This is a genomic window from Methanoregula sp. (assembly GCF_041663825.1).
Taxonomy (GTDB): domain Archaea; phylum Halobacteriota; class Methanomicrobia; order Methanomicrobiales; family Methanospirillaceae; genus Methanoregula.
Genome location: NZ_JBAYLY010000016.1, coordinates 1 through 22,272, shown reverse-complemented (window position 1 = coordinate 22,272; position 22,272 = coordinate 1). Strand labels below are relative to the sequence as shown.

The window sequence follows — 22,272 nt, the reverse complement described above, 5'->3', positions numbered from 1 at the left end:
GTATCAGCGCTCCTTATGGGGGGACGGCTTATCCCGAGATAGCAGCGTTGGATCCGGGATAGGACGTTCTTTCCAGTCCGACTGCGCGAGAATCTTTGTGATCTCCCCTTTAAGGGTGACCGGAATATCTGCGGTCGTGCGGATATACCGGGGGATATCATCGGGAATTGTACCGAGATTGCGCTGGGAAAGATCGATATAATGCGTCAGTTTCATTGCCCTGCCCCGGGTTGTATCGTTGGGCCGCATGCAGAGTTTTGCGACAAGAACCATTGCTTCCTCCTTGGTCTCGGCTGCGACAAAGAGGTGCTCTGGCGCCGGGCCTGCATACACATCCTCCCCGGTCCGTTCGTCGTGCACATACCAGTCTGCATCATGATCGGCCCGGCCAAGAAGCATCCGCCTGTACTTGGTCCCGTGCGGGCCGACAACCACCGGAATGCCGAGGCGCCAGAACCCCGCGGCTATTGCTGACGCTTTCTGGGACATCGCACCCCAGGAAACACCCACCGCGCCGACACGGTTATGGACATAATCTGCAATCTCGGCATAGTTGCCCCGCAGGTTGCGCCGTGCAAAGATGCTCGCGATCTTGATGGTCGCCCCGGCGATATGGGCGTTTGAGACACAGGAGCCGACGTTTACGATCCCGCCGGCGGTAAAACTTCCCGGGAACTGCTCGTACGGGGTCTTTCCTTCCTCGTCCCGGTACATCCCGATCGACATCGCGGCGCAGCCCGAGGTGCAGACGATATACCGGCGCTTCGCGAACTCCACCGCCATCTCCGCGACCTCTTTTCCCCCGTTTGCGTAATTGGCACAGCCGACAAAGGCAACAACTCCCGGGATCTCGCCGAGCACGATCGGACCACCGACATTGCGGATCTCGATATCCTGGATCGCACCCCTGCCGGTGCGGATCGTGAATTTTTCATCTCTTGTTCTCTCTGTTGCGGCTGCCACGATCAGCGAATGCACCGGGATCTCCCTGGTGCAGGCCTGTTCGCACCGGCCGCAGCCCACGCAGGCCTCGTACAGGCCGGCCAGTACCGACAGGTCGCCCGCTCCGGCCGCTTTCATACCCGCCGGGATTTTGAGATCGTTCGGGCATGCCCGCTGGCAGAGACGGCACTGCGTGCAGGTCGCTGCCTGAGTTTGGATCGTTACCGGGTCAATGGAGAAACTGGTGGTTTTACGGATCGGTGCAACGGTCCGGGCCACCCGGACTGCCACCTCGCCGGCCTTCTCCGGGTCGAGGATCAGCACACCGGCCTGCCTGCCGCTGGAGAGATCTGAAACAATTGCATCTGTCGGGTCACGTGTCCGGTCAGGGAGGCCCAGGCAGTTCTTCTCCGAGGTCGCAATAAACGGCGCATGGATTTTTGTTGCCTCTGCGAGTGCATCGGTGCGGATGCGCTGCTCGTCCACGACAATCACGTCAGGTATCCCGCTCCGGATGTACCGGAGCTGCCAGGACATGGGGCCGATAATCTTTGCCCGGGGCGAATACCGGGTCGCATCGATCGAGGTACAGCAGATGCCGGTCACTTCGACCTGATCCGAAAGGTGTTCTTTGTGCAGGTAATCGATGATGGCGACAGAAGGCGGCACGTTGTGGCCGATAACAAGAATGACCGGCTTTGTGGTGTCAACGTTGCCCATGCCGAGCGCGGCAAGCGGGGCATCCGGGTCTGCTTTCGGGTACCCAAGTGCCGATATCTGCGCCAGGTCGGCGACCTCCATGCCTACCTGGTCAATCATCCCGGCATGGAGCACCTTGCTCTCGAAGTCAAGAGGATCGCCTTCCTGGCCGGTATGGGTCACCGCGAGGAGGGCTGTGATCTGGCTCTCGCAGTAGTCAAGGATCGTCTCAAGGTCGGCCAGAATTTCCGGTTTTTCACCGCAGACAAGGCGGATGACCGGGGCCTCCACCCCGATCGCGTTGCCGCCGGGATTGATGGGGCAGTCACGACCGGCTTTTTTTATCGCGTAGGTAACGAGTTCGCGTGCATGGCTGGTGTGGGTGGCGGCACCAATGCAGGCGGAAAGAAGTACGATGCGGGACTGCTGGGCCGGCATCGTGATACCGCAGGCACCCTTTTTTGTCCCGGTCAGGTCGCACTTTCCATACGTGCACAGACAGCAGAGATCGCAGAACGGCATATAGAACGGCTGGTACCGGGAAAGGAGTGTCCGGTCCCAGGAACGGAGTGTGGTAAGCGAAGGATAGGGGGTAGGCCCTTCCGGCTCGGCCCAGTCTGCTGCTGACAGTTTCCCGATCGAGATGGAAAGATCCTTGATACGGCCAAGGCCGGACTCCATCTCCTTTATGGTAAGCGCGATCTTTTTTTCTGTCACGGGCAGCACAACCGGTGGTCTCTTGTATCTGGAATACAGGAATGCAGGTTTATATTTATCGTACCTGTTTTTAACCAAATCGCATTGACGGTCGGTGCACCGGCAGAAAGATGCGGTTCCGGCATGATCAGCATGCCTTCCCGTACCCGGCCTTTTCCATAAGTGCACAGACGGAACGGTACGCCGGGGAACTCTGTTGGATATCAAGAAGCGACCGTCCGGCGATCACGGACTCCTGCACGAGCGGGTCAAAGATGATCTTTCCCAGGTACTGCTGCCCGGTCTCTTTTCGCGCCGTCTCTTCAAGATCCGCAGGGAAAAGGCAGCCTCCGACAACAAAGAAGTGATCGAAATCAATTCCGACCTCACGGGTGATCCGGTCTGCCCTCTTTACATGCTCAAATGACTTGTGCGAGGGGCCCATAACATCGAAAATATCGTTGACCTGTGCGGTGATCTTACGGTTGAGGTGTTCAAGACCTGCCGGGGAATCGATCAGCACATACCGGTAATTCTTCGTGAGCGATTCAAGGGCTCCTTTGAGAGCCGCATCGGGCATGCAGTAGCAGCCCTCTATCCACTTGGTACCTACGGCAATGAGATCGAAGTCATTACCCTCATAGAGTCCCTCCGAGAGAACCCGGGTCTCTATGCGTTCTTTTGGAGCGATCCCTGTCATGGTCCCGCCTTTTTTAATGAAGGTATCCGTGACCAGTTCGGCAATGGTCTTTACCCCTTCACGTTCGAGATCGACCCCCACCATCTCTGCAAGGTTCTGGTCGGGATCGACATCGACAAGGAGGAGCGGTGTCTCCTGGTGCTCAATAAAAAATTTGGTCTGCAGCGCGACAAAACTTGTCTTGCCGGTCCCGCCCCGGCCCATCGTCACCAGCGTCTTCATACGGGTTTACTCCTGTCAAATCCCTGAACCGCAGATAATTTTTCTTTTGTACCCGGTTCGATCCGGGAGAGGATCTCTCCGATGGTCCGGATCGCAACCGAACCTTCGAGCGAGCTGATGGGATTACCCTCGATACCGGCCCTGACCACCGACGGATCGAACGGAATCATCCCCATGACCTCAAGATTGTTGGCTCCTGCAAACTCCCGTATCACGTGTTCCTGCCCGGCATCTGCGATCCGGTTGCCGACAAGAGCGATCCGGGGAATACCCGCATCCTGTGCCATCTGTACGATTGCACCGGCAAGAGAAAGCGATTGCCTGTTTGCGTCGCTGACAACAAGCATCATGTCAACATTCTCTGCCGTTCCCCGGCCGAGATGTTCGACACCTGCCTCCATGTCCATGATTATTACTTCGTCACGGTCGACTACCAGGTGCCGGAGGAGGGCGCGGATCACGCTGTTTGCCGGGCAGGTACACCCTGCCCCCATCGATACCACCGTGCCCATGACTAAGAGATGCACCCCAGATGGTGTCGGGACTGCATATTTTTGGACCACGTCATCTACGGTAAAGTTTAGGGTATAAACTCCGGGATACCCGGTGCCGGTCTTTGCTGCGATAAGTGTCTCGTTTTTCGAGACCGGAACGATCCTGCCTGCATCGCCCGGTGATAGTCCGAGCAGGAACCCCAGGTTGGGTGCGGAATCGGCATCGATTGCAATGGTTGTATATCCGGCCCGGGCCAGCAGGAATGCAAGGCCTCCTGCCAGGAGTGTTTTACCCGCGCCGCCCTTCCCGGCCACCGCGATCTTCATGCTTCCCTCTTCACCCTCTATACACCTCTATATACGTGGATCCGGCATAATAAACCGGTTACGGTGCCAAATTCCCTTGGTATGCACACAATCCCATCCTTGTGCGTACCTTTTTGTGGGGAACTGCGCATACCCTATGTCTGAGATGAACGTGTAATGAAGACATTCCCCCCCATGGTCGTACTATTGATCCTTACTGCTGTTGTGATCCTTTGTGCCGGTTGTACCTCAAGTGCCCCACCGGCTGCGGTAGTAACCGCTGAACCCACAGCCACTGCCGCCCCGACTGCAGTGCCGACAATGGCCGCATGCGGAATTGAGAACTGCCACGGGGTCACGGTCATGTGCGGCCCGAACCTTGCCACGGCTTGTTCAAATGATATGGATGCGGGAGACCGGTGCCGCCAGTATGCCAGCTGCCAGGTAGTGGGCGGTTCGTGCCAGCTCGTGACTGAGTCGAAGTTTGACAAGTGCGTCAGCTGCGTCAAGATGTGCCAGAGTTCGTACTATAATAATCCCAACATGCTCTACGACTGTTCGCAGAAGTGCTGACTATAACGTCAGGTGAGAATTACCTGATCGGGTCAAGGTGCTGGTGAGGTCAGGATCTCTCTTTTACTCGCATTCTTTTTTTGTTGTGGATCTGCAGATAGGTGCTCTGGTCTCTCCCCTCCTCTCCTTTTGGGTACACCCCACCCATTAATGAGGATAAGAAACCAATAATGCAGGAATAACGGTGACAGATGGCTGATTTAAGGATCGTCGGGACTGCACATGTCTCTCAGAAGAGTGTCGATGAAGTAAAGGCAGCGATCGAGGAGTTTAAGCCTGATGTCGTGGCCATCGAACTTGACCCTGGCCGTTTTAATGCCTTAAAAAAACAGGCCCGGGACCCGACAGTCGACGATGTCCTTGAAGTAAAGAACTTCAATTCGCTCCTCGTCCAGTGGCTGCTCTCCTACCTGCAGCGCAAGATTGGCGTAGATGTCGGTGTCGAGCCAGGTGCTGAAATGAAGGCGGCCATTGCAGAGGCGGAGCGTCTGGGAATTGCAATAGCTCTTGTTGACCGGGATATACGGCTCACCCTCCTGCGGTTCTGGAAATCGATGGGACTCATCGAGAAGATCAAGATGATTTTCGCGCTCGTCTTCTCTATTGCCGAAGTGGATAATGGACAGGAGATCGATATAGAGTCGCTTAAGGAGCAGAACGTCATCGACGCAGTCATGGAGGAGTTCCGCAAGTTTTCGCCGAACGGCGCCCGCGCCCTGATCGATGAACGCGACGCGTTTATCGCCCACCAACTTATCCTCTTAAAGGTGCAGCGCCCGGAGGGCAAGATCCTTGCGGTTGTCGGTGCCGGTCACCGGCAGGGTATCACAAACTATGTCGAGCACCCGGAAACGCTCCCCGCGTTTGACACGCTCACAAGAGAGCCGAGATCGTTTCCCTGGGGGAAAATATTCGGGTTTGCGGTTACGGGTCTTTTTGCATTCCTGCTTGCGGCAATTGCGTTCTCCGGGGTCGGCTGGAATGTGCTTTTATATGCGCTCCTCTTCTGGGTGATCATTCACGGGGTGCTTGCAGCCACGTTCACGCTCATTGCCGGAGGCCACCCGTACTCGGCCCTTACCTGTTTTGGCGTCGCGTGGATGACCTCCTTAAACCCCATGCTCCACGCGGGCTGGATTGCCGCATACGTGGAGGCCCGGGTGAGAAAACCACCGGTCTCAGATTTCCGGAAAATTTACGAGGCGGAATCGATCCGCGATATGGCACGCATCCCGCTTTTCAAAGTGGTGCTGGTGGCTGCGCTTGCAAATCTTGGGAGCCTGCTCGGGACGGTCCTGTACTTCATCTTTGTCTTCCCGCTGCTCCACATCGACCCCGTCGTGGTGATCTCGACCGGTGTCCACAATATGTGGGCGTGGGCAACCGGGTGGATTTGATCCCGGTTTCCCCGGTCTTTTTTGCATTTCAGATATGACAAGGCTGTGATTTTGTCCGGTATCTATTTTATAAGAGGTATCGTCAGGTAATTCCTGCAGGATCGTTTACCGTGAATATGCGTGTTGTTGTTTTTGCTCTGTAAAAAAACCTCAAAGAAGAATTATTTAGGAAAAGACAAACGCTGGCGTTTTTAGTGACCCTCTGCAGTGAATGCGGATCTGGGCCGGATAGATTTTCCGGATGCACAAACCCCGGTACTTCTCTAAATTTTCCTTTACACACATCTGAATTTTTGATAGGACTTGCCGAAGCGATTCCTGGTCCATTGGGGGTACCCCCTCCGCAAGCCCGGGGTGCCACCCCCCGCTCCTAAAAACAGGAGGTATCCCTGACCCCCGCCGATTTTTAAAAGCATGATCCCCCCACCCCCCAGTCCGGGCACAAGAGGGGGCCTACCCCCCCTTTTCCGCATTTCCAAAACCTGTGCTTCGCGTGGAATTATCGTATGAATGTATATTTTGTCGGCTGATGGCTTGGGGGGTTAGGGGCCTCTTTTCTTGCAGGGGGGGTACCCCCCACTCCCAAAAATGAGAGGTACCCTGACCCCCGACCGATTTTTTAAAAGCATGATCCCCCACCCCACCTCTTGTGCCCTGGGGAAGGGGGGTGTCACCTTTGTACTAATGGGGGGTACCCCTCCTGCCATAAAGGGAGGGTGGCGGCTGCCAAAAAAGGGATACTCCCGCTTCCAGATCTGGCTTATACGAATTTTTGGTGGTTGTTCTTTCAACTTGAAAATAGAGAAGTTCTGAATCCCCACCGCTTATCCAACAATGTACCCGCCCGATCCCCCATGCCCCCATACTACAATTTCAAACAAAATTAACGTCCTCAAATTCCCTCAAAAGTCTCTCTGTTTCGCAAGGTCGTGGGGCGTCGAAGGGGTACATTGCTAAAAAGATCCCTGAAATTTCTACGAACTTTGTAACATCTCGCAAGTCTTGTAATGAAAAACTGTTGTCCTAAAATTACAATTGCAGGGGACAAAACAGTATAAGTACCCGGAGCCAGTCTGGTGCTGGTAGTGTGTGGGGTCGGCAGGTACATTTTATGTACCGACAGAAACCAGGGGATCCCACAAACAAAAAAAAGGTTTTGTTGAAACCCCCAAATCAGGTTCCACGCATTGCTACTTTTCAAAAAAAATTAACGGCAGGTACCCCTAAACCGGGGGAATTTTAACAGAGCCGTTTTTTAATTCCTGCACTCCCTCATTTCCTGTTCGATCCAGTTCTGCACGATCAGTTTTACCTGCTGCTGTGTCATTCCGGGCCGGAACCGGATTCGGATCTCAACTTCGAGCAAGTCGAGGAGTGGCTGAACTGTTTTAAAATAGGCATCAGATCCGGTAAACCCCCCGGATCTTTCGATATGGATCATCACCAGTTCATGAAGGTGTGTAAATTCCCCGGTCATATCAATAATTTGTTCGAGTGTCATACCGGAGACACATTTCGGGGAACTTTCCGAACTACATTCATCCGGTTGACCCTCCCGCAGAGAGCAGGGTGGTTCTTTAGGTGCAATGTGTCCTGTATCTGCCGATGAAGGGGTGGTTGAATTCATTTCCGTAATAATTCCCCTGTGGTGCGTCCGCACCTGCACAAAAGAGCCTCGTTCCTGCCGAAATAAAAAAGTTATCCTTCGCGTAATCTGGTTTCTTGACTGTGCCCTGCAGGCAGATAGAAACCGACGTTCTGTAACAAGCCTTGATATGCTCCAGAAACAATAAACCGTCAGTTGAATTTCCGCGTCCGGCGCTCCTTCGTGGAGATCCGGATGAATGTGGAGTGTGACCCATGAGCAGTACTGCACTTCTGGTGATTGAAGGGCTCTGGTGGACCCCGGAGCAGAAACCCAAACGACCCTCGGTGTTGTCGTTTCTGGAAGGACTTGAGAGTTACCGTGGGGATTTCAACATCTATTACTCCAACTTCTATGAAAAAAATGGATTTAAGCGGGCGCTTTCGGATGACCTCACCAATACCCGGGAAGACCGGCTCTTCCTGTATGTCGCGGCGCACGGGACCGGCAAACGGATCGGGGGGCTCAAGGCCAAAACCGGCATGAAGATCCCGGCGATGTTCAAGGCCGTCAGGAATGCGGCGAACTACTCCAATATCGAGGGAGTTGTCATCGGTTCTTGCAGCGTGGGTAATAACATCGATGATTTTTTGTCCACTACGAAAAATTCGCGCATCGCCTGGATCTTTGGGTACACCTGTGAAATCGGCTGGATGGCCTCGACGCTTATCGATCTCTCCCTCTTTGAGCACCTTATGAAACTCACAAAAAACGATCTTGCGGACCGGGAGAAGATCGCTAACGCCTTTGTCAAAGCGCTGGGCCGGTTCAACGGGGATTATGTGCTCTGCAAGGGCAAGGGAAAAAGAGCCGGCATCCCGCTCAAAAATGCGCTGACCATTGTGATCCAACCGCGCAGGCCGGGAAGCAAGGCACAGGACGAGACCCGGTATGTGCTGGAAAAACTGGGGTGGATCAAAGAATAAATCGGAGTCTGACGGTGAATGGTCCGGCATTGTCTTTAACGGGCGCGTGCGATCTTTTTCGGTCTTTTAAAGGTACATCCTTACGTGCGTTTCCCAGCCCGCTTGAGGATTCCCTGCGCTGCGAGAAAACCCGTGGAGAACGCGGCCTGGAGGTTAAAACCCCCGGTGTCTCCGTCAACATCGAGCACCTCCCCGGCAAAGAAAAGCCCGGGTACCAGTTTTGATTCCATTGTTTTTGCATTCACCTCTTCAAGTGCGACGCCGCCCCGGGTCACCATCGCGACAGACAGATCCCCGAGAGCAGAGATCTCAAGCGGATATTCTGTTAAAAAGGAGATTAGGCGGGTACGCCCGGCCGCAGTCAGGTGAGCACCGGTACAATCATCAGGAATCCCGGCAAGATACGGGAGTAGGCGGGCCAGCCGTTCGGGAATTCCAAGATCAGCTATACTGGTTTTTATCGATCGTGTCGGGGCATTGGAGATGGAGTTCTGGAATTCCCGCGCGAATGTATCGCTCTGTACCGGCCCGGCAAACGAGAGACGGATCTCATCGCCGGCCCGGATGTTGCGCGAACGGTCGAGGATCCCGGGCCCGGAGAGGCCGGTATGCGTGAAGAGTACGTCTCCCTGCCCGTCAAAGAGCTTCCGTTTCTCTCTCCAGACTGAGAACGGCAACCTGACAAACGACATGCCGGCAAGGTCTGTAAAGGGAAAATTCCTAATCCTGAGCGGGGTGAGTGCCGGTCCAATCTCATGTATCGTGTGCCCGAGGGATATGGCGATCCTGTAGCCGTCGCCGGTCGAACCGGTTTTCGGGTAGGATGCCCCACCGGTAGCAATAACAAGATTCTTTGCAGAAACCGTAGTGCCGGCAGTATACAGGACAAATCCATCAGGGGTATTTTCAACCCGGGATACCTGTTCACCACACCGCAGGTGAACTCTCCGGTTCCGGCACTCCCGGGAGAGGACATCGCAGACATCCCTGGCATTACGGCTCACCGGGAAAACCTTGCTCCCTTCTGTTATCTCCATCGGGAGGTGGCGCTCCTCAAAGAACCGGATAAGCTCCCGGTTTGTGAAAGATAAAAGTGCAGGTTTAAGAAACTGCCCGTGTGTGCCGTACCGGGAAAAAAACGTACGAATATCTCCATCATGGGTGATGTTGCACTGGCCTGTGCCCGAGACCTGAAGTTTTACCCCGGGTCGCGGGTTCTTCTCCAGCAGGAGCACCCGGATACCCGGCACTGCAGCATGGATCGCACAGAAAAGACCGGCCGGGCCGGCGCCGATAACTGCAATGTCATACTGTTCCATGGGGCATCTCCTCCCGGACTATCTCTTTTGATTGCACATGAACATTACAGTCTGGTTATGGGATCCTTATCCCGCCATCCCCACCAGACCGGTTATTCATGCATGGTGCAATCTGATGGGTGGGCAAAAAAAGTGAATTATCAGTGACACTTTTTCCCGAACCATTCGGCATAATGCCGGCGCAGTTCCTCGGACTCTTCCGGGGTAAAATCCTTTTTTTTATAGGTATGCAGATGTTTTTCCATCTGCCGTATAATGTGTTCGGCATCCTGGTAATCCTCCACCTCAAGATATGCAGGTACTTTTGCCACTTCGTAGGCATTGCCGCAGACCGGACAGAGTTTCCATTTCTGGAACCGGTCCACGTAAGTAAAAGCCCTGCACCCCGGACATCGGAGGATATGATACATGATCATGAGGTGATAAGAGCATCCCTTATAAAAATATATTGGTGCCCCGGTCTATGCGATGGGATCTGCTCATCAGTGCAATTCTACAGGTGCAGGAATCCTGCAGGAATGATTTTTTGGTATTGTGTTCCCTGCCGGGACTTAAAATGCCAAACGAAATCCCTATATCGTGCGATCAACTCATAGAACCGGTACTATGGAAAATATTGTCGTCACGGGCATTCGGGGGCTCCCCCTTATCAAAGCTGGTGATAATATTGCAGCGATGATCTGCGAACGGGTGAAGGTAGACGATGGTGACATTATCTCCATTGCCTCTACAGTGTATTCAAAATCACGGGGATATACTAAGCATCTTTCGGAAATTACTCCATCAGAGCGTGCAGAACGGCTGGCAAAACTCAATGGCGAGGACTCACGTTTTGTTCAGGCAGTGCTCGACGCATCGCAGGACATTATCATGGAGCACCCGTTTATCCTCTCGGAACTCCCATTCGGCCATATCGGGGTACGGGCGGGGGTCGATCAGAGCAATATCGATGACGGTATGGTGATATTTTTGCCTCCCGAACCGATGAAAGCGGCAGCCGGGATCCGGGAGGAGATAAAAAATATCACCGGGAAAAAAGTCGGCGTAATAATCACGGATACCTGCGGGAGATCCTTCCGACGCGGGCAGACCGGTCACGCCATCGGCTGGAGCGGGTTTACTGCCATCCGGGATTTCCGGGGTGACACCGATCTCTTCGGTCATGAACTCAAGATCACGGAAGAAGCGGTGGTAGACGAGATCGCAGGGTTTGCAAACTTTGTGATGGGTGAGAGCAACAACGGTGTTCCGGCTGTCCACTTCCGCAACTGCCCGTCATGGGCCGGCCACGACAACCTGTATTTCTCAAAAGACGAGGATATCACCCGCCGGCTGCTCAAAGAGGCCTACCCCTCGTGAGGGGAAAAAGGATTGATCCAGCCCAGAACGATGGACCGTATTTATGCATGCGTTGAATAGAGGAGATTAAAGATCATGACGATGATACCGATGACTGCGGCAACCACCATGACCGTAATGGGACTGATATGGACTGCCCGCCGGTCCTCGCTCTCGTAATAATTGACGAGACCCGCCGATGAAAGTAATCTTCCGCCTTGTTTCTTTGCCATGCAAATATATTTCATTTTTCGATATATAAAGGAGAGTCACGAGATCCCATGAACGTCCCGCAGATCGTATCCGGTCAGGCACTGCTTGGTGAGGAGCTCGCGCTCCGGCCGGTCGATATTGTGATCGAGCAGGGTCTGATCACTGCGATCGAGGAAAATTTACGGGCCCCCCAGATCTGGATCTGCCCGGCGTTCTTTAACGCTCATACCCATCTTGCCGACACAGTGGCCATGGACTGTGGGAGTACCGGCGATCTGGTCAGCATGGTGACGCCTCCTGACGGTCTTAAGCACCGTCTCCTCGCTGCCGCATCACATACCGAGCTGGTTGGAGCGATGAGGGCGTCCATTACCGGCATGATCAGCGCCGGGACATTTGGGTGCGCGGATTTTCGGGAGGGCGGCAGGTCCGGGGTTCGTGCGCTACGTGAGGCGGCAGAGTGCCTTGACTTTTTGCCTGTCATCTTCGGTCGGGAAGGCGGTGAAGAGGATGCGGATGGCCTTGGGATCAGCAGCACCCGGGACGTTGCCGGGGTGGAGCAGCAGGTTTGTGCGACCCGGAAGGCTGGTAAACGGATCGCGTTTCACGCAGGAGAGCGGGATAAGGATGATGTCGATGCCGCACTTTCGTTTGAACCGGATCTCCTCATCCACATGACCCATGCGACAAAAAAACAGCTCCGTGAATGCGCAGATAAAGAGATCCCGATCGCAGTCTGCCCCCGTTCCAACTGGGTGCTGGGTGTCACGGCATCGGCCCGGTGTCCGCCCCTCCAGCTGATGCTCGATCTCGGGTGCACGGTAATGCTCGGCACGGACAATGTAATGTTTGTCCCGCCGGATATGTTTTCGGAAATGTCATTCGTCTCAACAGTTTACCGGCTCGATCCAAAAACCATAATCAGGTCCGCAGTAACCGGATCCCAATTCACCGGCTCGCCGTTCTTTATCCGCAAAGGTGAACGCGCAGCCTTCTTTACGCTGGATCCATCCCATTCTGCGCTCGCTTTCAGCCGCGATCCCGCAGCATCCATTGTAAAACGTGCTCCTTATAATGCAATCGGGAATAACGTTTTTAATTTGTAAACTCAATAAAAATGGCATGTTTGTTTTGGGTGATGCCAGTGTTTACTAACATACTAGTTGCAATCGATGGTTCAGAAGCGAGTGATCATGCGATCGAACAGGCTGTCGATGAGGCAAAGGTATGGAATGCCCGGCTTCATGCCGTCTATGTGGTCGAGACCGGCCTCTTTTCATCACTCCCTTCAGATAATACCGTTGAGATAATGTACCGCGTTCTTGAGAACGAGGGGAATGCCACTCTTGAGAAAGCAAAGAAGATCGCAGCAAAGAGCGGGGTTGCCCTTGTCACACACATGAAACAGGGCCATGCGGGAACCGAGATCATCGCGCTTGCACAAGCCGAGAATGTGGATCTCGTTGTTGCCGGTTCCCATGGGAAAAGCCAGACCGATCGTCTGCTGATCGGAAGTGTCAGCACCTATATTACCGCACACAGCACGGTCACGACCATGGTGGTGAGATCATAACGGACATGCTGGTAAAAGAATATATGACCGCGGATGTCGTCCACGTGGACATCCCCGGCAACCGTGACGATGTTCTCAAGATCCTCAAAAGGACCGGTATATCCGGTGTTCCCGTCTTAAAAAATAAGAAACTTGTCGGGATTATCACAAGGAAGGATCTGCTGCGAAAACCGGAAGAGACCCAGCTTGGTCTCCTCATGGCTTCAAAGCCGGTTACAATCGGGCCCGACGAAGATATCCGCAAGGCAGCCCGGCTGCTTGTTACGCACCGGATCCGGAGGTTGCCGGTGGTTGAGGACAACAAGCTGATTGGCCTTCTCTCGGTTGCCGATCTGGTTCATGCAATCGCCCAGATGAAAATCAAAGAGGAGATCAAGGATGCCTACACGAGCACAACCTTTGCTCTCTGGGAAGATACCCCGCTCCCGCTTGTTGGGCGCGTCATGGAGATTTCGGGTGTGGATGCGATCCCGATCCTGAATGCAGATAGTGTTCTGCAGGGCATTATATCAGAGCGCGATCTCATCAGGAGCTCAAGCATTGAGGATTCGGTCGGCGTGAGTGACTTCTCCAATGGTACCGATGATGACGAGTGGACGTGGGAGAGCATACGGGACAACCATACGATTAGTTTTGGGATCTCCCGGGTGCAGCTGCCCAACCGGCCTGTAAAACTTGCCATGGTCAAAAACGTCGTCGCTGTACCCAAGAATGCTGAAGTCAGCGAGTGTGCATTAAAGATGCGCAGATCCCGGGTCGACCAGCTGCCGGTGGTTAACGGCGACAAGCGCCTGGTGGCCATGCTTTACGATCGTGATCTCATCCGTGTTCTCTGTAAAGAGGATAAGGAATAATACCTTTGAAAAGATGAGGTTGATTTTTGCGTCAGTGCACCGATAGCAACCTTTAAATTTTTAAGTATCATCTAATACCTTAAAGCGCTTTTAATTGATTTTTGGCGTTCATTTGTTTTTAGAGGTGTAATATGCCTGAACATTCCCAGGAATCTATGACAGGGACGACGACGGTGGGGCTGGTATTTGCCGAAGGAGTCATCCTTGCCACAGAGAAACGTGCAACCATGGGGTACATGATTGCAAGCAAGCGTGCAAAGAAAGTATATCAGATAGCAGACCGCATCGGCATGACAATTGCCGGTGGCGTAGGCGATGCCCAGCAGCTGGCCCGGATCATTACTGTTGAGTGCAACCTGTATCAGATACGCAGGTCGCGGGCGATCACGGTTGGCGCGGCCTCGACCCTTCTTTCCAATTACTTAAACCAGAACCGGTATTTCCCGTACTATGTCCAGCTGCTCGTTGGTGGTATCGATGAACACGGGCCCAGTGTCTACTCGGTGGATGCGATGGGCGGGGCAACAAAAGAAGAGGATATTGTTTCGACGGGTTCCGGTTCTCCCATGGCCTATGGTGTGCTGGAAGACCGGTATGTCCCGAATATGAATGAGGATGAAGCAATCGAACTAGCTGTACGTGCACTCAAGTCTGCGATGAAACGTGATGCCGGGTCCGGTGAAGGCATCCACGTTGTTATCATCGCTAAAGACAAGTATCAGGAACTTGGCGAGGACGCACTCAAAAAATACCTCGTCAAAAATTCTGTATAATCTTTTTTTAGGACGTTTAGTATTATGTTAATTGAAGAAAGGCTCAAAGAGCTCAAAGACAAGATCAACGACAAGGTGCCTGCCGGCATCACGGTAAAAGAGGTTGAATTCGAAGGCCCGGAACTGGTTATCTACACCGATGACCCCAAACGATTTGCCGATGAGGCCGACCTGATCCGGGTTCTTGCCCGGGATCTGAGGAAAAGGATCGTGGTCCGCCCGACAATCCTTGAAGATCCCGAGAAAGCAGCAACCGAGATCCGGGCAGTCGTCCCGGAGTCCTCCGGTATCACCGACATCTTTTTTGATCCCGATACTGGTGAAGTCCTTATTGAAGCGGAGAAACCCGGTGTTGTAATCGGGAAGAACGGGATCACGCTCCGTGATATTACCCGGCATATCGGCTGGACGCCAAAAGTTGTCCGCACCCCTCCGATTGAGAGTAGCACTGTAAAGCAGGTCCGCCAGTACCTGCGCTCGGTTAACGAGGAGCGCAAGCAGTTCCTGCGCACGATAGGTAGAAGGATCCACCGTGATATTCCGGGCCGCGATGACGCAAACAAGGATGCGACCAAGAAAGATCAGTGGGTTCGGGTCACCACTCTCGGCTGTTGTCGCGAAGTCGGCCGGGCCGCATTCTTACTCACCACCCCGGACAGCCGCGTGCTTATCGATTGTGGGGAGAAACCCGACAACACCAATGGCGCCCCGTACCTTTATGTTCCCGAGATCCACCCTCTTGCTCAGCTCGACGCTGTTGTCCTCACCCACGCCCACCTCGATCACTGTGCGCTCGTTCCCCTCCTCTATAAGTACGGATATGAAGGCCCTGTCTATTCGACTCCTCCGACCCGGGATCTCTCTGCGATGCTCCAACTGGATTATCTCGATGTCCTTAACAAGGAAGGCCGGAAGATCCCCTACAGCTCAAACGAGGTCAAGACCTACATCCAGCATTCGATCACTCTGAATTATGGCAGCGTAACCGATATTGCCCCGGATATTAAGCTCACCTTCCATAATGCCGGTCACATCCTTGGCTCCGCGATCGCCCATTTCCATATCGGCGACGGCCTGTATAACATTGCCTTTACCGGTGACTTCAACTACAGCAAGAGCCGGCTTTTTAACCCGGCCGTCAACCAGTTCCCCCGGCTGGAGACCCTGTTCATGGAGAGCACGTACGGAGGCTCAAATGATTTCCAGCCGGCACGTTCAGATGCGGAGTCCAAGCTTTACGAGATCATTAACAAGGTGCTGTCACGTGGCGGTAAAGTGATCATCCCCGCGTTTGCCGTCGGCAGGTCGCAGGAAGTTATGCTAGCCCTTGAAGAAGGGATGCGTCTTGGCAAGGTCCCACCGGTTAAGATCTATCTTGACGGTATGATCCGCGAGGCTACAGCGATCCATACCACCTACCCGGAGTACCTCAACAACGATCTCCGAAATCTGATATTCCGGGAAGGGATGAACCCCTTCCTTGCCGAGTGTTTCCAGCAGGTGGACTCTCCCGATCTTCGTGAGAAAGTGATTAACGGTGATCCGTGCGTGATCATTACAACAAGCGGTATGCTTAACGGTGGGCCGGTCATGGAATACCTGCTCAACCTCGCAGAGGACGAAAAGAACGCACTCGTCTTTGTCGGGTATCAGGCTGACGGTACTCAAGGGAGACGCATCCAGAAAGGGTGGCGCGAAGTGCCCCTGGGCCGGAAAGGCACGATCACCATCAACCTTGAGATCGCTACTATCGACGGGTTCTCGGGGCATTCTGACCGTCGGCAGCTGATGAACTACATTGGCCAGATCCAGCCGAGACCCGAGAAGATCTTCTGTATTCACGGGGATGAGAATAACACGATCGATCTTGCCAGTTCTATCTACAAGCGGTATCACATCCAGACTCATTCCCCGATGAACCTTGAGACATACCGCATGATCTGATCATGGAAACATCAAAGACATACCTCGCCATCGTCTGCCTTGGTATCTTTGCTGTCATGGCGCTCTCGAATGCAATCGTCCCGGTGCTTCCGACATTTGCCGGGCAGTCTGCGTGGCAGGGTGCCATCTATGCAGCATATTTCTTCGGCGCCTTTATCTCCACCCTGCCTGGCGGAATACTTGCCGATAGACACGGTACTGCCCCGGTTATTCGGACGGGTCTCCTGATAACGGTTGCAACTGGTGCCCTGCTCTTTTTTGCTACCGCCCCTATAGTGGTGATCATCCTGCGTGGTTGCGAAGGGATTGGGGCCGGGCTCTTTGTCGCTGCTGCACTCTCGTATATCAATTCCCGGAGCGATCATACCCGCTTGAGCGGATATTACATGGCGATGCTTAATCTTGGCCTTGTTCTTGGACTGATCATCGCTGGTTGGTTTGCGGTACGTTTTGCAGAGCCGGTCATCGGAATTGGCATATTCACGTTATTTGCCATCGTTACGTTGGCAGGAAGCGCGATAATCGGTAACAGTCCGGGTTCACCGGTGAGGAAGAGGGATACCGTTCGCGTTTCAGCGTTCGTTCGTGAAAACCTCTGGTTGTGGTATTCAGCCATTGTTCTCGTCGGAATCACGGGAGTCGTCTCATCGATGTACCCAAAATTTTCCGGGGAGGCAGCGGATACACTTGGGTTCTGGATTGCCGGTATGAGCATCGCCACCATTATCACCGTTCTTATGGTCTCCCGTATTCCTCTTCCCCCGGTGCCGGTCATCCGCTGGTCTGCCATCTTCATGGCGGGGGGCGTCCTTCTCGCATACGTATCCCCGGTGGGTTTTATTGTCCTGGGTGCTCTTGCCGGTGTCGTGATGATCGCCCAGATGGCCTTTCTTGCCAGGGTGCCGGATCACCAGGGACTTCTCATGGGATTGTTCTCGACGGCAAGTTACCTCGGGATGGCAATCCTCCCGTTCGTTGCCGGGGTCATTGCGGATACTAATGGATTTTTGACCGCATTTGTCATCACCGCAATCATGGGGGGGACCGTCGCTGTCACTACCGCTTGGTCCGGGCATCAGCTTCCCCGGCCTTCGGAATAATTTACGATATACCAAAAAACAATACATTCATCTGCGATAAAAGAGAATTTTCGGATATGCAGATGAGCGCAAAGACAGGCATACTGCTTGTAATTATTTTAATCCTGATTCCTGCTGTCGCAGCGGAGGACTCCCTTGAGTGGTATACGAAAGGCCAGAACGCTGCAACTGTCGGGAATTATGCAGATGCTGTGACGTATTATAACAATGCGCTCTCGCTCGATCCTTCGTACGCGCTTGCCCTGTCGGGAAAAGCGGTGGCCCTTAATGCATTGGGACAGTACTCGGGAGCGCTCGATGCAGCAAACAAAGCTCTGACGATACGGACTAGTGCCGATGCGCAGAATGCCCGGGCCTATGCGCTCTATAAACTTGGCAGGTACGATGAAGCCGTCGCCGCATATGTAAATTTGACCGCCACGGTAACGAACAATGCCGATGCGTATCGTAACCTTGCATCCTCGTATTTCCAGACCGGAAACCCGGATGCCGCGCTCAAAGCGTATGCCCGGGCTACGAACCTCGACCCTCATAATGCGGATACCTGGAACCAGATTGGACTTGTATACATGTCGCAGGACAAGTACACCGAAGCCCTCGATGCCTTCGATCATGCAACCCGGGAAACAACCAAGAGTGCCGAGATCTGGAACAACAAGGGTCTCGCACTTACGGCACTGGGACGGTATCAGGATGCGTTGAATTGCTTCAATTCAGCGCTGACTATCAGCCCGACATATGCCGACGCAGAAAAGAACAAGGCATCTGTGTTAGGTAAGGCTCAGGTCTATCAGGTAACCGGCACGGCAACCCCGACAGAGGCGCCTTGGGTTTTGGGTGGTGTGACTACCCTCCCTACAGCGGTTCCCACCACCGCAGCGGTTCAGACTGCAGTAACTGTTGAATCATTACCTGCCGGCACTGTTGCCGTGACATCAACTGAAATACCGGTTGCAAAGAAGACAACATTTACGCCGCTCTCACCATTCGGCGCTCTTGCGGCGTTTGTGGTGGCCGGAATTGTATTTGCTGGGGTAAAGCATCGGAAGAATTGATCCCTTTTAATTGAGGGAGGTATATGGAGCCAGATAAATCTGGTTCCGACCTATCCGCCCGAACTCAGATTTACACAGATCTTATGTCATGACGTTTTTGTTTTTTGCTGTACGTGTTCAGGATGCCCCGGTAAATTTTTACTGCATTCTCAAGTGATACAACCGAAACTCGTTCGTTGATCCCGTGAAGCGTCGCGAGTTCACCCGGGCCATACTCGACAACCTGAAATCCTGCGCAACGAAGGTGACGCGCGTCGCTTGCCGCCCACTGGAGGATGGGAAAGACATCCCCTCCCCATACTTTCTCAACTTCGTGGCATACAACCGCGGCAAAATTGCAGCCCGGGTCCGTGAACGAAGGGTCATGTACGGTCTTCTCGACAACCGTCCCATTTGTGGCGTGAGCACGGATGTCCTTGACCAGATCCGGGATGCAGCACCCCCAGGGAATCCGCAGCTCCAGATTGACTGAACATTGCTGGGCGACGATGTTGATTTTCTCGCCACCCGAGATGACGCCCGGGTTAAACGTTACCCGTTCAAGGATATCGCTGCCTTCCAGTATCTGGAACTCTTCAGAAAAGACCTCAGAAGAGAGCCGGATGATCTCCCGAAGTTTTTCGTCCATCTGAAATTCCCGGCCATGGAGACTTTTTACGTACTCGAGCAGTTCCATCGCCTCCATGATCGCGCTTATGCCAATTGTCGGGTACAGTGAGCCATGGCCGGGTGTTCCGACAAATTTCAGGTCAAGCCGGCAGAGCCCTTTCTGGCCGATGCAGGGATGGCGGGCCGGTGAGGGTTCTGCGATTAGGCAGTCACAGGGGGCGATCAGATCGTGTGCGATCAGGTATCGTATCCCCCTGTCACCTCCCGTCTCCTCATCACAAACAAATGCCAGGGTTGCGGGCAGCTCGTCTCCCTCATTCACGAGCGTGTCGCAGGCGGCCAGTATCGCCGCGCACCCGCCTTTCATATCGGTTGCGCCCCGGCCCCAGACATATCCTTTTTCTCTGGTACCGGAGTACGGCGGATGCGTCCACCCTTCATCAAGAGCCGGCACGACATCTACATGCCCGCAGAGCAGGAGCGGTTTATCTGGCCCTTCTGTTACCAGATTGCACCGTCCGCCCCCGGTATCCATGACCGTGGATACTATGCCACGGGCGTCAAGAAAATCCCGGATGTACTCGATAACTACGGAGGTATTCCCCGGGGGATTCTCGCTTCTTATCGCCACGAGTTCTGAACAAATTCGGCTTACATCCATACCGGATCAAATCTTCTGTTCTGCGATAAATGCCTTAAAAAGCGTCGAGAGGGATGCATCCTCATACAGGCTTTTCAAAAAATCCTGCTCGAAAAACTCATCGATAACCGCTGTAAAGAAATTTGCCGGGATCGCCTGCCGGCTGTCCGGATCAAGGACGATACGGAAGCTCCGGTACCCTGCGGGATCTTCCGGGTCGTAGAGTTTCTGCCAGAGTGAGGGCAGGGCGGCAAATTTTTCCGGTCGGGTGGTCTTGAGCCACGCGATAAACTTCGGGAATTGTGGCCGGTCCCCCTTTTTTTCCTCATCAATACGCCAGCGCAGGTACTCGGCGCCCATAATATTTTTCGGCGACTGGTAGTTAAATGCGTAGATGCTGCAGGTATAGTCGATGTGCGCAATGGAGTCGATAAAATAAAAGCAGAGGGTCTTGTTAAAGAGCGAGGTGTCGTGCAGGATCAGGGATTTTTCATAGAGATGGGTAAGAGCATTAATGTATTCGTTGTCAGCATTCATACGGTTCTAGTGTACGCCGGAATTGTAAATATATTCCCGTAATCCTGTACCTTGCTCACCGTTAAGGAAGCATCGTTTTTGCGGGGAAACTTTATTTAAAAAAAGGTTCCCGTCTTGCAACTGCTTCCTGGAAAAGTGCTTCGAGTTCATTGCCTTTTTTACCCCGGATGGTAACATGATTATCCGTCCGCAGCAGGCATGGCTTGAGCTTACCATCGGAAGTTACCCGGAGCCGGTTGCAGAATGCACAGAACTCGGTGTTGTGCAACGGGCGCACGACCTCCACCTCGGCACCATCAAGACAGTACTTTTTGCGATGGTGCATCCTGCGGGTGAGGATCTGTTCCGATCGTGAGGCAAGGTCGCATTCAACCCCGGTTAAATCCCCGTGATACTCGCAGTTGTTGAAGTGCATTAATTCGATGAGCTGAAGGACGAGATTGCGGTTGCCCCGGACAAATGCAAGGAAATCATCCAACTCATGATCGTTGATGCCAAGAAGAACCACCATGTTGAGTTTGACGGGCGTGAGCCCGACGTTAAGTGCCGCATCAATGCCGGCAAGAACCTCGCCGAGCCGGTCGCTCCCGGTGATCTGTTTGTAGGTTTCCGGGTTCAGGCTGTCGAGGCTGACATTGACCCTGCGGAGCCCGGCGGCTTTTAAGTCCGCTGCCATTTCTGCAAGCAGGATGCCATTTGTGGTTATCGAGCATTCGATGCCTTTCGGGACTGCCCGGATGATCTTCAGGATATCCGGCCGGATCAGGGGTTCCCCGCCGGTAAATTTTATGCTTTTAATCCCGAACTTTGCCGCGATCTCCATAATGGCAATGATCTCGTCAGCGCTCATCTCGGACTCAGGATTCTTCTCGCCCTCAGCATGGCAGTAAATGCAGGAAAGGTTGCACCGTGAGGTAAGGCTGATGCGGAGGTTTGTTACCGGTCGTCCGTAGGAATCCCTGAACGTTTGTGTCATGGGGATGTTCAACCCTTAAAGTTCTTGCCGATAATATAAATTTCTGTGCTTCCTTTGCGGGTGGCCTTGGTCGAGTAGGTTTTTACCACGAAAAAATGCTCTTTTATCCTGTCAAGCAGTTCGGGAAAATCCACGCCCTGGAATGATTTTATCACAAAGTTCCCGCCGGGCTTTAACACATGGCTGGCAAAGATCAGTGCCTCCTCGCCAAGGGCGATGGCCCGTACCTGGTCGTAACTCTTGTGGCCCGAGAGTTTTGGGGCCGCATCGCAGACCACGACGCTGACCGTGCCAAGCATTTCCTGAGCCTGCTTCTGAATGGTCAGGTCGGTAAGATCGCCTTCGATAGTATCGATCCCTTCAAGCGCAGCAATCGGGTTTAAATCGATCCCCAGCACTTTCCCGCTGGTGAGTGTGCGCAGTACCTGGAGCCAGCTGCCTGGTGCCGCACCGAGATCGATGATGTTATCGTTCTCCCGGATAATGGCAAACTTATTCTGGATTTCGATGAGCTTGTAAGAGGCCCGGGACCGGAACCCTTCCTGTTTTGCCCTTAGATATACCTTGTCCCGTGACCATTGTGAACCCATATTAATCTCTCCCTAAAAATCTACGAAAGAACCCAAAACGCTATAATTAAAGTATGACGATATACTGTATAAGACAGTTGTTAAGGGGAAAGCGATGTTAAAAGCAACCATTGACGCAGATATATTCCGGGAGGCCATTGACGCGATCTCG

General features: G+C 53.5%; 21 protein-coding genes. 10 read left to right on the top strand and 11 right to left on the bottom strand.

Features of this window, described 5'->3' with window-relative positions:
• Positions 1-3: 3 nt before the first annotated feature.
• The 3 genes from cdhA to WCX19_RS08600 form a co-directional block, all read right to left on the bottom strand.
• A complete protein-coding gene (cdhA, locus tag WCX19_RS08610) occupies positions 4-2,358 on the bottom strand; it encodes a CO dehydrogenase/acetyl-CoA synthase complex subunit alpha (RefSeq protein ID WP_373007157.1) in 2,355 nt (784 codons plus the stop codon).
• Between the two features lie 127 nt (positions 2,359-2,485).
• Entirely contained in the window at positions 2,486-3,259 is a 774-nt protein-coding gene (locus tag WCX19_RS08605; protein WP_373007155.1) for an AAA family ATPase, read from the bottom strand.
• On the bottom strand, positions 3,256-4,080 hold the full coding sequence (locus WCX19_RS08600; RefSeq protein WP_373007153.1) for a cobyrinic acid a,c-diamide synthase: 825 nt from the start codon (positions 4,078-4,080) through the stop codon (positions 3,256-3,258). The genes WCX19_RS08605 and WCX19_RS08600 overlap by 4 nt, the downstream gene beginning before the upstream one ends.
• Before the next feature lie 156 nt (positions 4,081-4,236).
• Here WCX19_RS08600 and WCX19_RS08595 point away from each other — a divergent pair, with 156 nt between their 5' ends.
• Entirely contained in the window at positions 4,237-4,632 is a 396-nt protein-coding gene (locus WCX19_RS08595; protein WP_373007151.1) for a hypothetical protein, read from the top strand.
• A 191-nt stretch (positions 4,633-4,823) separates the two neighbouring features.
• Positions 4,824-6,029 carry a TraB/GumN family protein gene (locus WCX19_RS08590; protein WP_373007149.1) on the top strand — a complete coding sequence of 402 codons (1,206 nt, stop codon included), beginning with the start codon at positions 4,824-4,826 and terminating at the stop codon, positions 6,027-6,029.
• Positions 6,030-7,284: 1,255 nt separating this feature from the next.
• Here the strand turns inward: WCX19_RS08590 and WCX19_RS08585 are convergent.
• The 3 genes from WCX19_RS08585 to WCX19_RS08575 form a co-directional block, all read right to left on the bottom strand.
• A complete protein-coding gene (locus tag WCX19_RS08585; protein ID WP_373007147.1) occupies positions 7,285-7,530 on the bottom strand; it encodes a hypothetical protein in 246 nt (81 codons plus the stop codon).
• A 1,150-nt stretch (positions 7,531-8,680) separates the two neighbouring features.
• Complete coding sequence (locus WCX19_RS08580) at positions 8,681-9,919, bottom strand: NAD(P)/FAD-dependent oxidoreductase (protein WP_373007145.1); 1,239 nt, start codon at positions 9,917-9,919, stop codon at positions 8,681-8,683.
• 140 nt (positions 9,920-10,059) lie between these two features.
• Positions 10,060-10,329 carry a DUF1922 domain-containing protein gene (locus WCX19_RS08575; protein WP_373007143.1) on the bottom strand — a complete coding sequence of 90 codons (270 nt, stop codon included), beginning with the start codon at positions 10,327-10,329 and terminating at the stop codon, positions 10,060-10,062.
• Positions 10,330-10,525: 196 nt separating this feature from the next.
• Between WCX19_RS08575 and WCX19_RS08570 the strand changes: the two genes are divergently transcribed.
• Complete coding sequence (locus tag WCX19_RS08570; RefSeq protein ID WP_373007141.1) at positions 10,526-11,278, top strand: coenzyme F420-0:L-glutamate ligase; 753 nt, start codon at positions 10,526-10,528, stop codon at positions 11,276-11,278.
• Between the two features lie 41 nt (positions 11,279-11,319).
• On the opposite strand, the gene WCX19_RS08565 is transcribed toward WCX19_RS08570, so the two are convergent.
• Positions 11,320-11,490: a preprotein translocase subunit Sec61beta gene (locus WCX19_RS08565; protein ID WP_373007139.1), complete on the bottom strand. Its 171-nt coding sequence runs from the start codon at positions 11,488-11,490 to the stop codon at positions 11,320-11,322.
• 48 nt (positions 11,491-11,538) lie between these two features.
• On the opposite strand from WCX19_RS08565, the gene WCX19_RS08560 reads away from it, so the two are divergent.
• From WCX19_RS08560 to WCX19_RS08530, 7 genes are all read left to right on the top strand, one after another.
• Positions 11,539-12,576, top strand: a complete 1,038-nt coding sequence (locus tag WCX19_RS08560) for an amidohydrolase family protein (protein ID WP_373007137.1) — start codon at positions 11,539-11,541, stop codon at positions 12,574-12,576.
• Positions 12,577-12,614: 38 nt separating this feature from the next.
• Positions 12,615-13,043, top strand: coding sequence for a universal stress protein (locus tag WCX19_RS08555; RefSeq protein WP_373007230.1), 429 nt, complete (start codon positions 12,615-12,617; stop codon positions 13,041-13,043).
• A 5-nt stretch (positions 13,044-13,048) separates the two neighbouring features.
• Positions 13,049-13,897, top strand: a complete 849-nt coding sequence (locus WCX19_RS08550; protein ID WP_373007135.1) for a CBS domain-containing protein — start codon at positions 13,049-13,051, stop codon at positions 13,895-13,897.
• 131 nt (positions 13,898-14,028) lie between these two features.
• On the top strand, positions 14,029-14,670 hold the full coding sequence (gene psmB, locus WCX19_RS08545) for an archaeal proteasome endopeptidase complex subunit beta (protein WP_373007133.1): 642 nt from the start codon (positions 14,029-14,031) through the stop codon (positions 14,668-14,670).
• 24 nt (positions 14,671-14,694) lie between these two features.
• Positions 14,695-16,614: a beta-CASP ribonuclease aCPSF1 gene (locus tag WCX19_RS08540; RefSeq protein ID WP_373007131.1), complete on the top strand. Its 1,920-nt coding sequence runs from the start codon at positions 14,695-14,697 to the stop codon at positions 16,612-16,614.
• Positions 16,615-16,616: 2 nt separating this feature from the next.
• A complete protein-coding gene (locus WCX19_RS08535; RefSeq protein WP_373007129.1) occupies positions 16,617-17,714 on the top strand; it encodes an MFS transporter in 1,098 nt (365 codons plus the stop codon).
• Between the two features lie 62 nt (positions 17,715-17,776).
• Positions 17,777-18,769, top strand: coding sequence for a tetratricopeptide repeat protein (locus WCX19_RS08530; RefSeq protein WP_373007127.1), 993 nt, complete (start codon positions 17,777-17,779; stop codon positions 18,767-18,769).
• Positions 18,770-18,839: 70 nt separating this feature from the next.
• Here WCX19_RS08530 and WCX19_RS08525 read toward each other — a convergent pair whose 3' ends face one another.
• From WCX19_RS08525 to WCX19_RS08510, 4 genes are all read right to left on the bottom strand, one after another.
• Positions 18,840-20,039, bottom strand: a complete 1,200-nt coding sequence (locus WCX19_RS08525) for a M20/M25/M40 family metallo-hydrolase (RefSeq protein ID WP_373007125.1) — start codon at positions 20,037-20,039, stop codon at positions 18,840-18,842.
• A 6-nt stretch (positions 20,040-20,045) separates the two neighbouring features.
• On the bottom strand, positions 20,046-20,555 hold the full coding sequence (locus WCX19_RS08520; protein WP_373007123.1) for a hypothetical protein: 510 nt from the start codon (positions 20,553-20,555) through the stop codon (positions 20,046-20,048).
• Between the two features lie 91 nt (positions 20,556-20,646).
• The gene (gene moaA / locus WCX19_RS08515; RefSeq protein WP_373007121.1) at positions 20,647-21,531 is read right to left on the bottom strand and encodes a GTP 3',8-cyclase MoaA; all 885 of its coding nucleotides are present in this window, start codon (positions 21,529-21,531) and stop codon (positions 20,647-20,649) included.
• Positions 21,532-21,539: 8 nt separating this feature from the next.
• On the bottom strand, positions 21,540-22,121 hold the full coding sequence (locus tag WCX19_RS08510; protein ID WP_373007119.1) for an RlmE family RNA methyltransferase: 582 nt from the start codon (positions 22,119-22,121) through the stop codon (positions 21,540-21,542).
• Between the last annotated feature and the right edge of the window lie 151 nt (positions 22,122-22,272).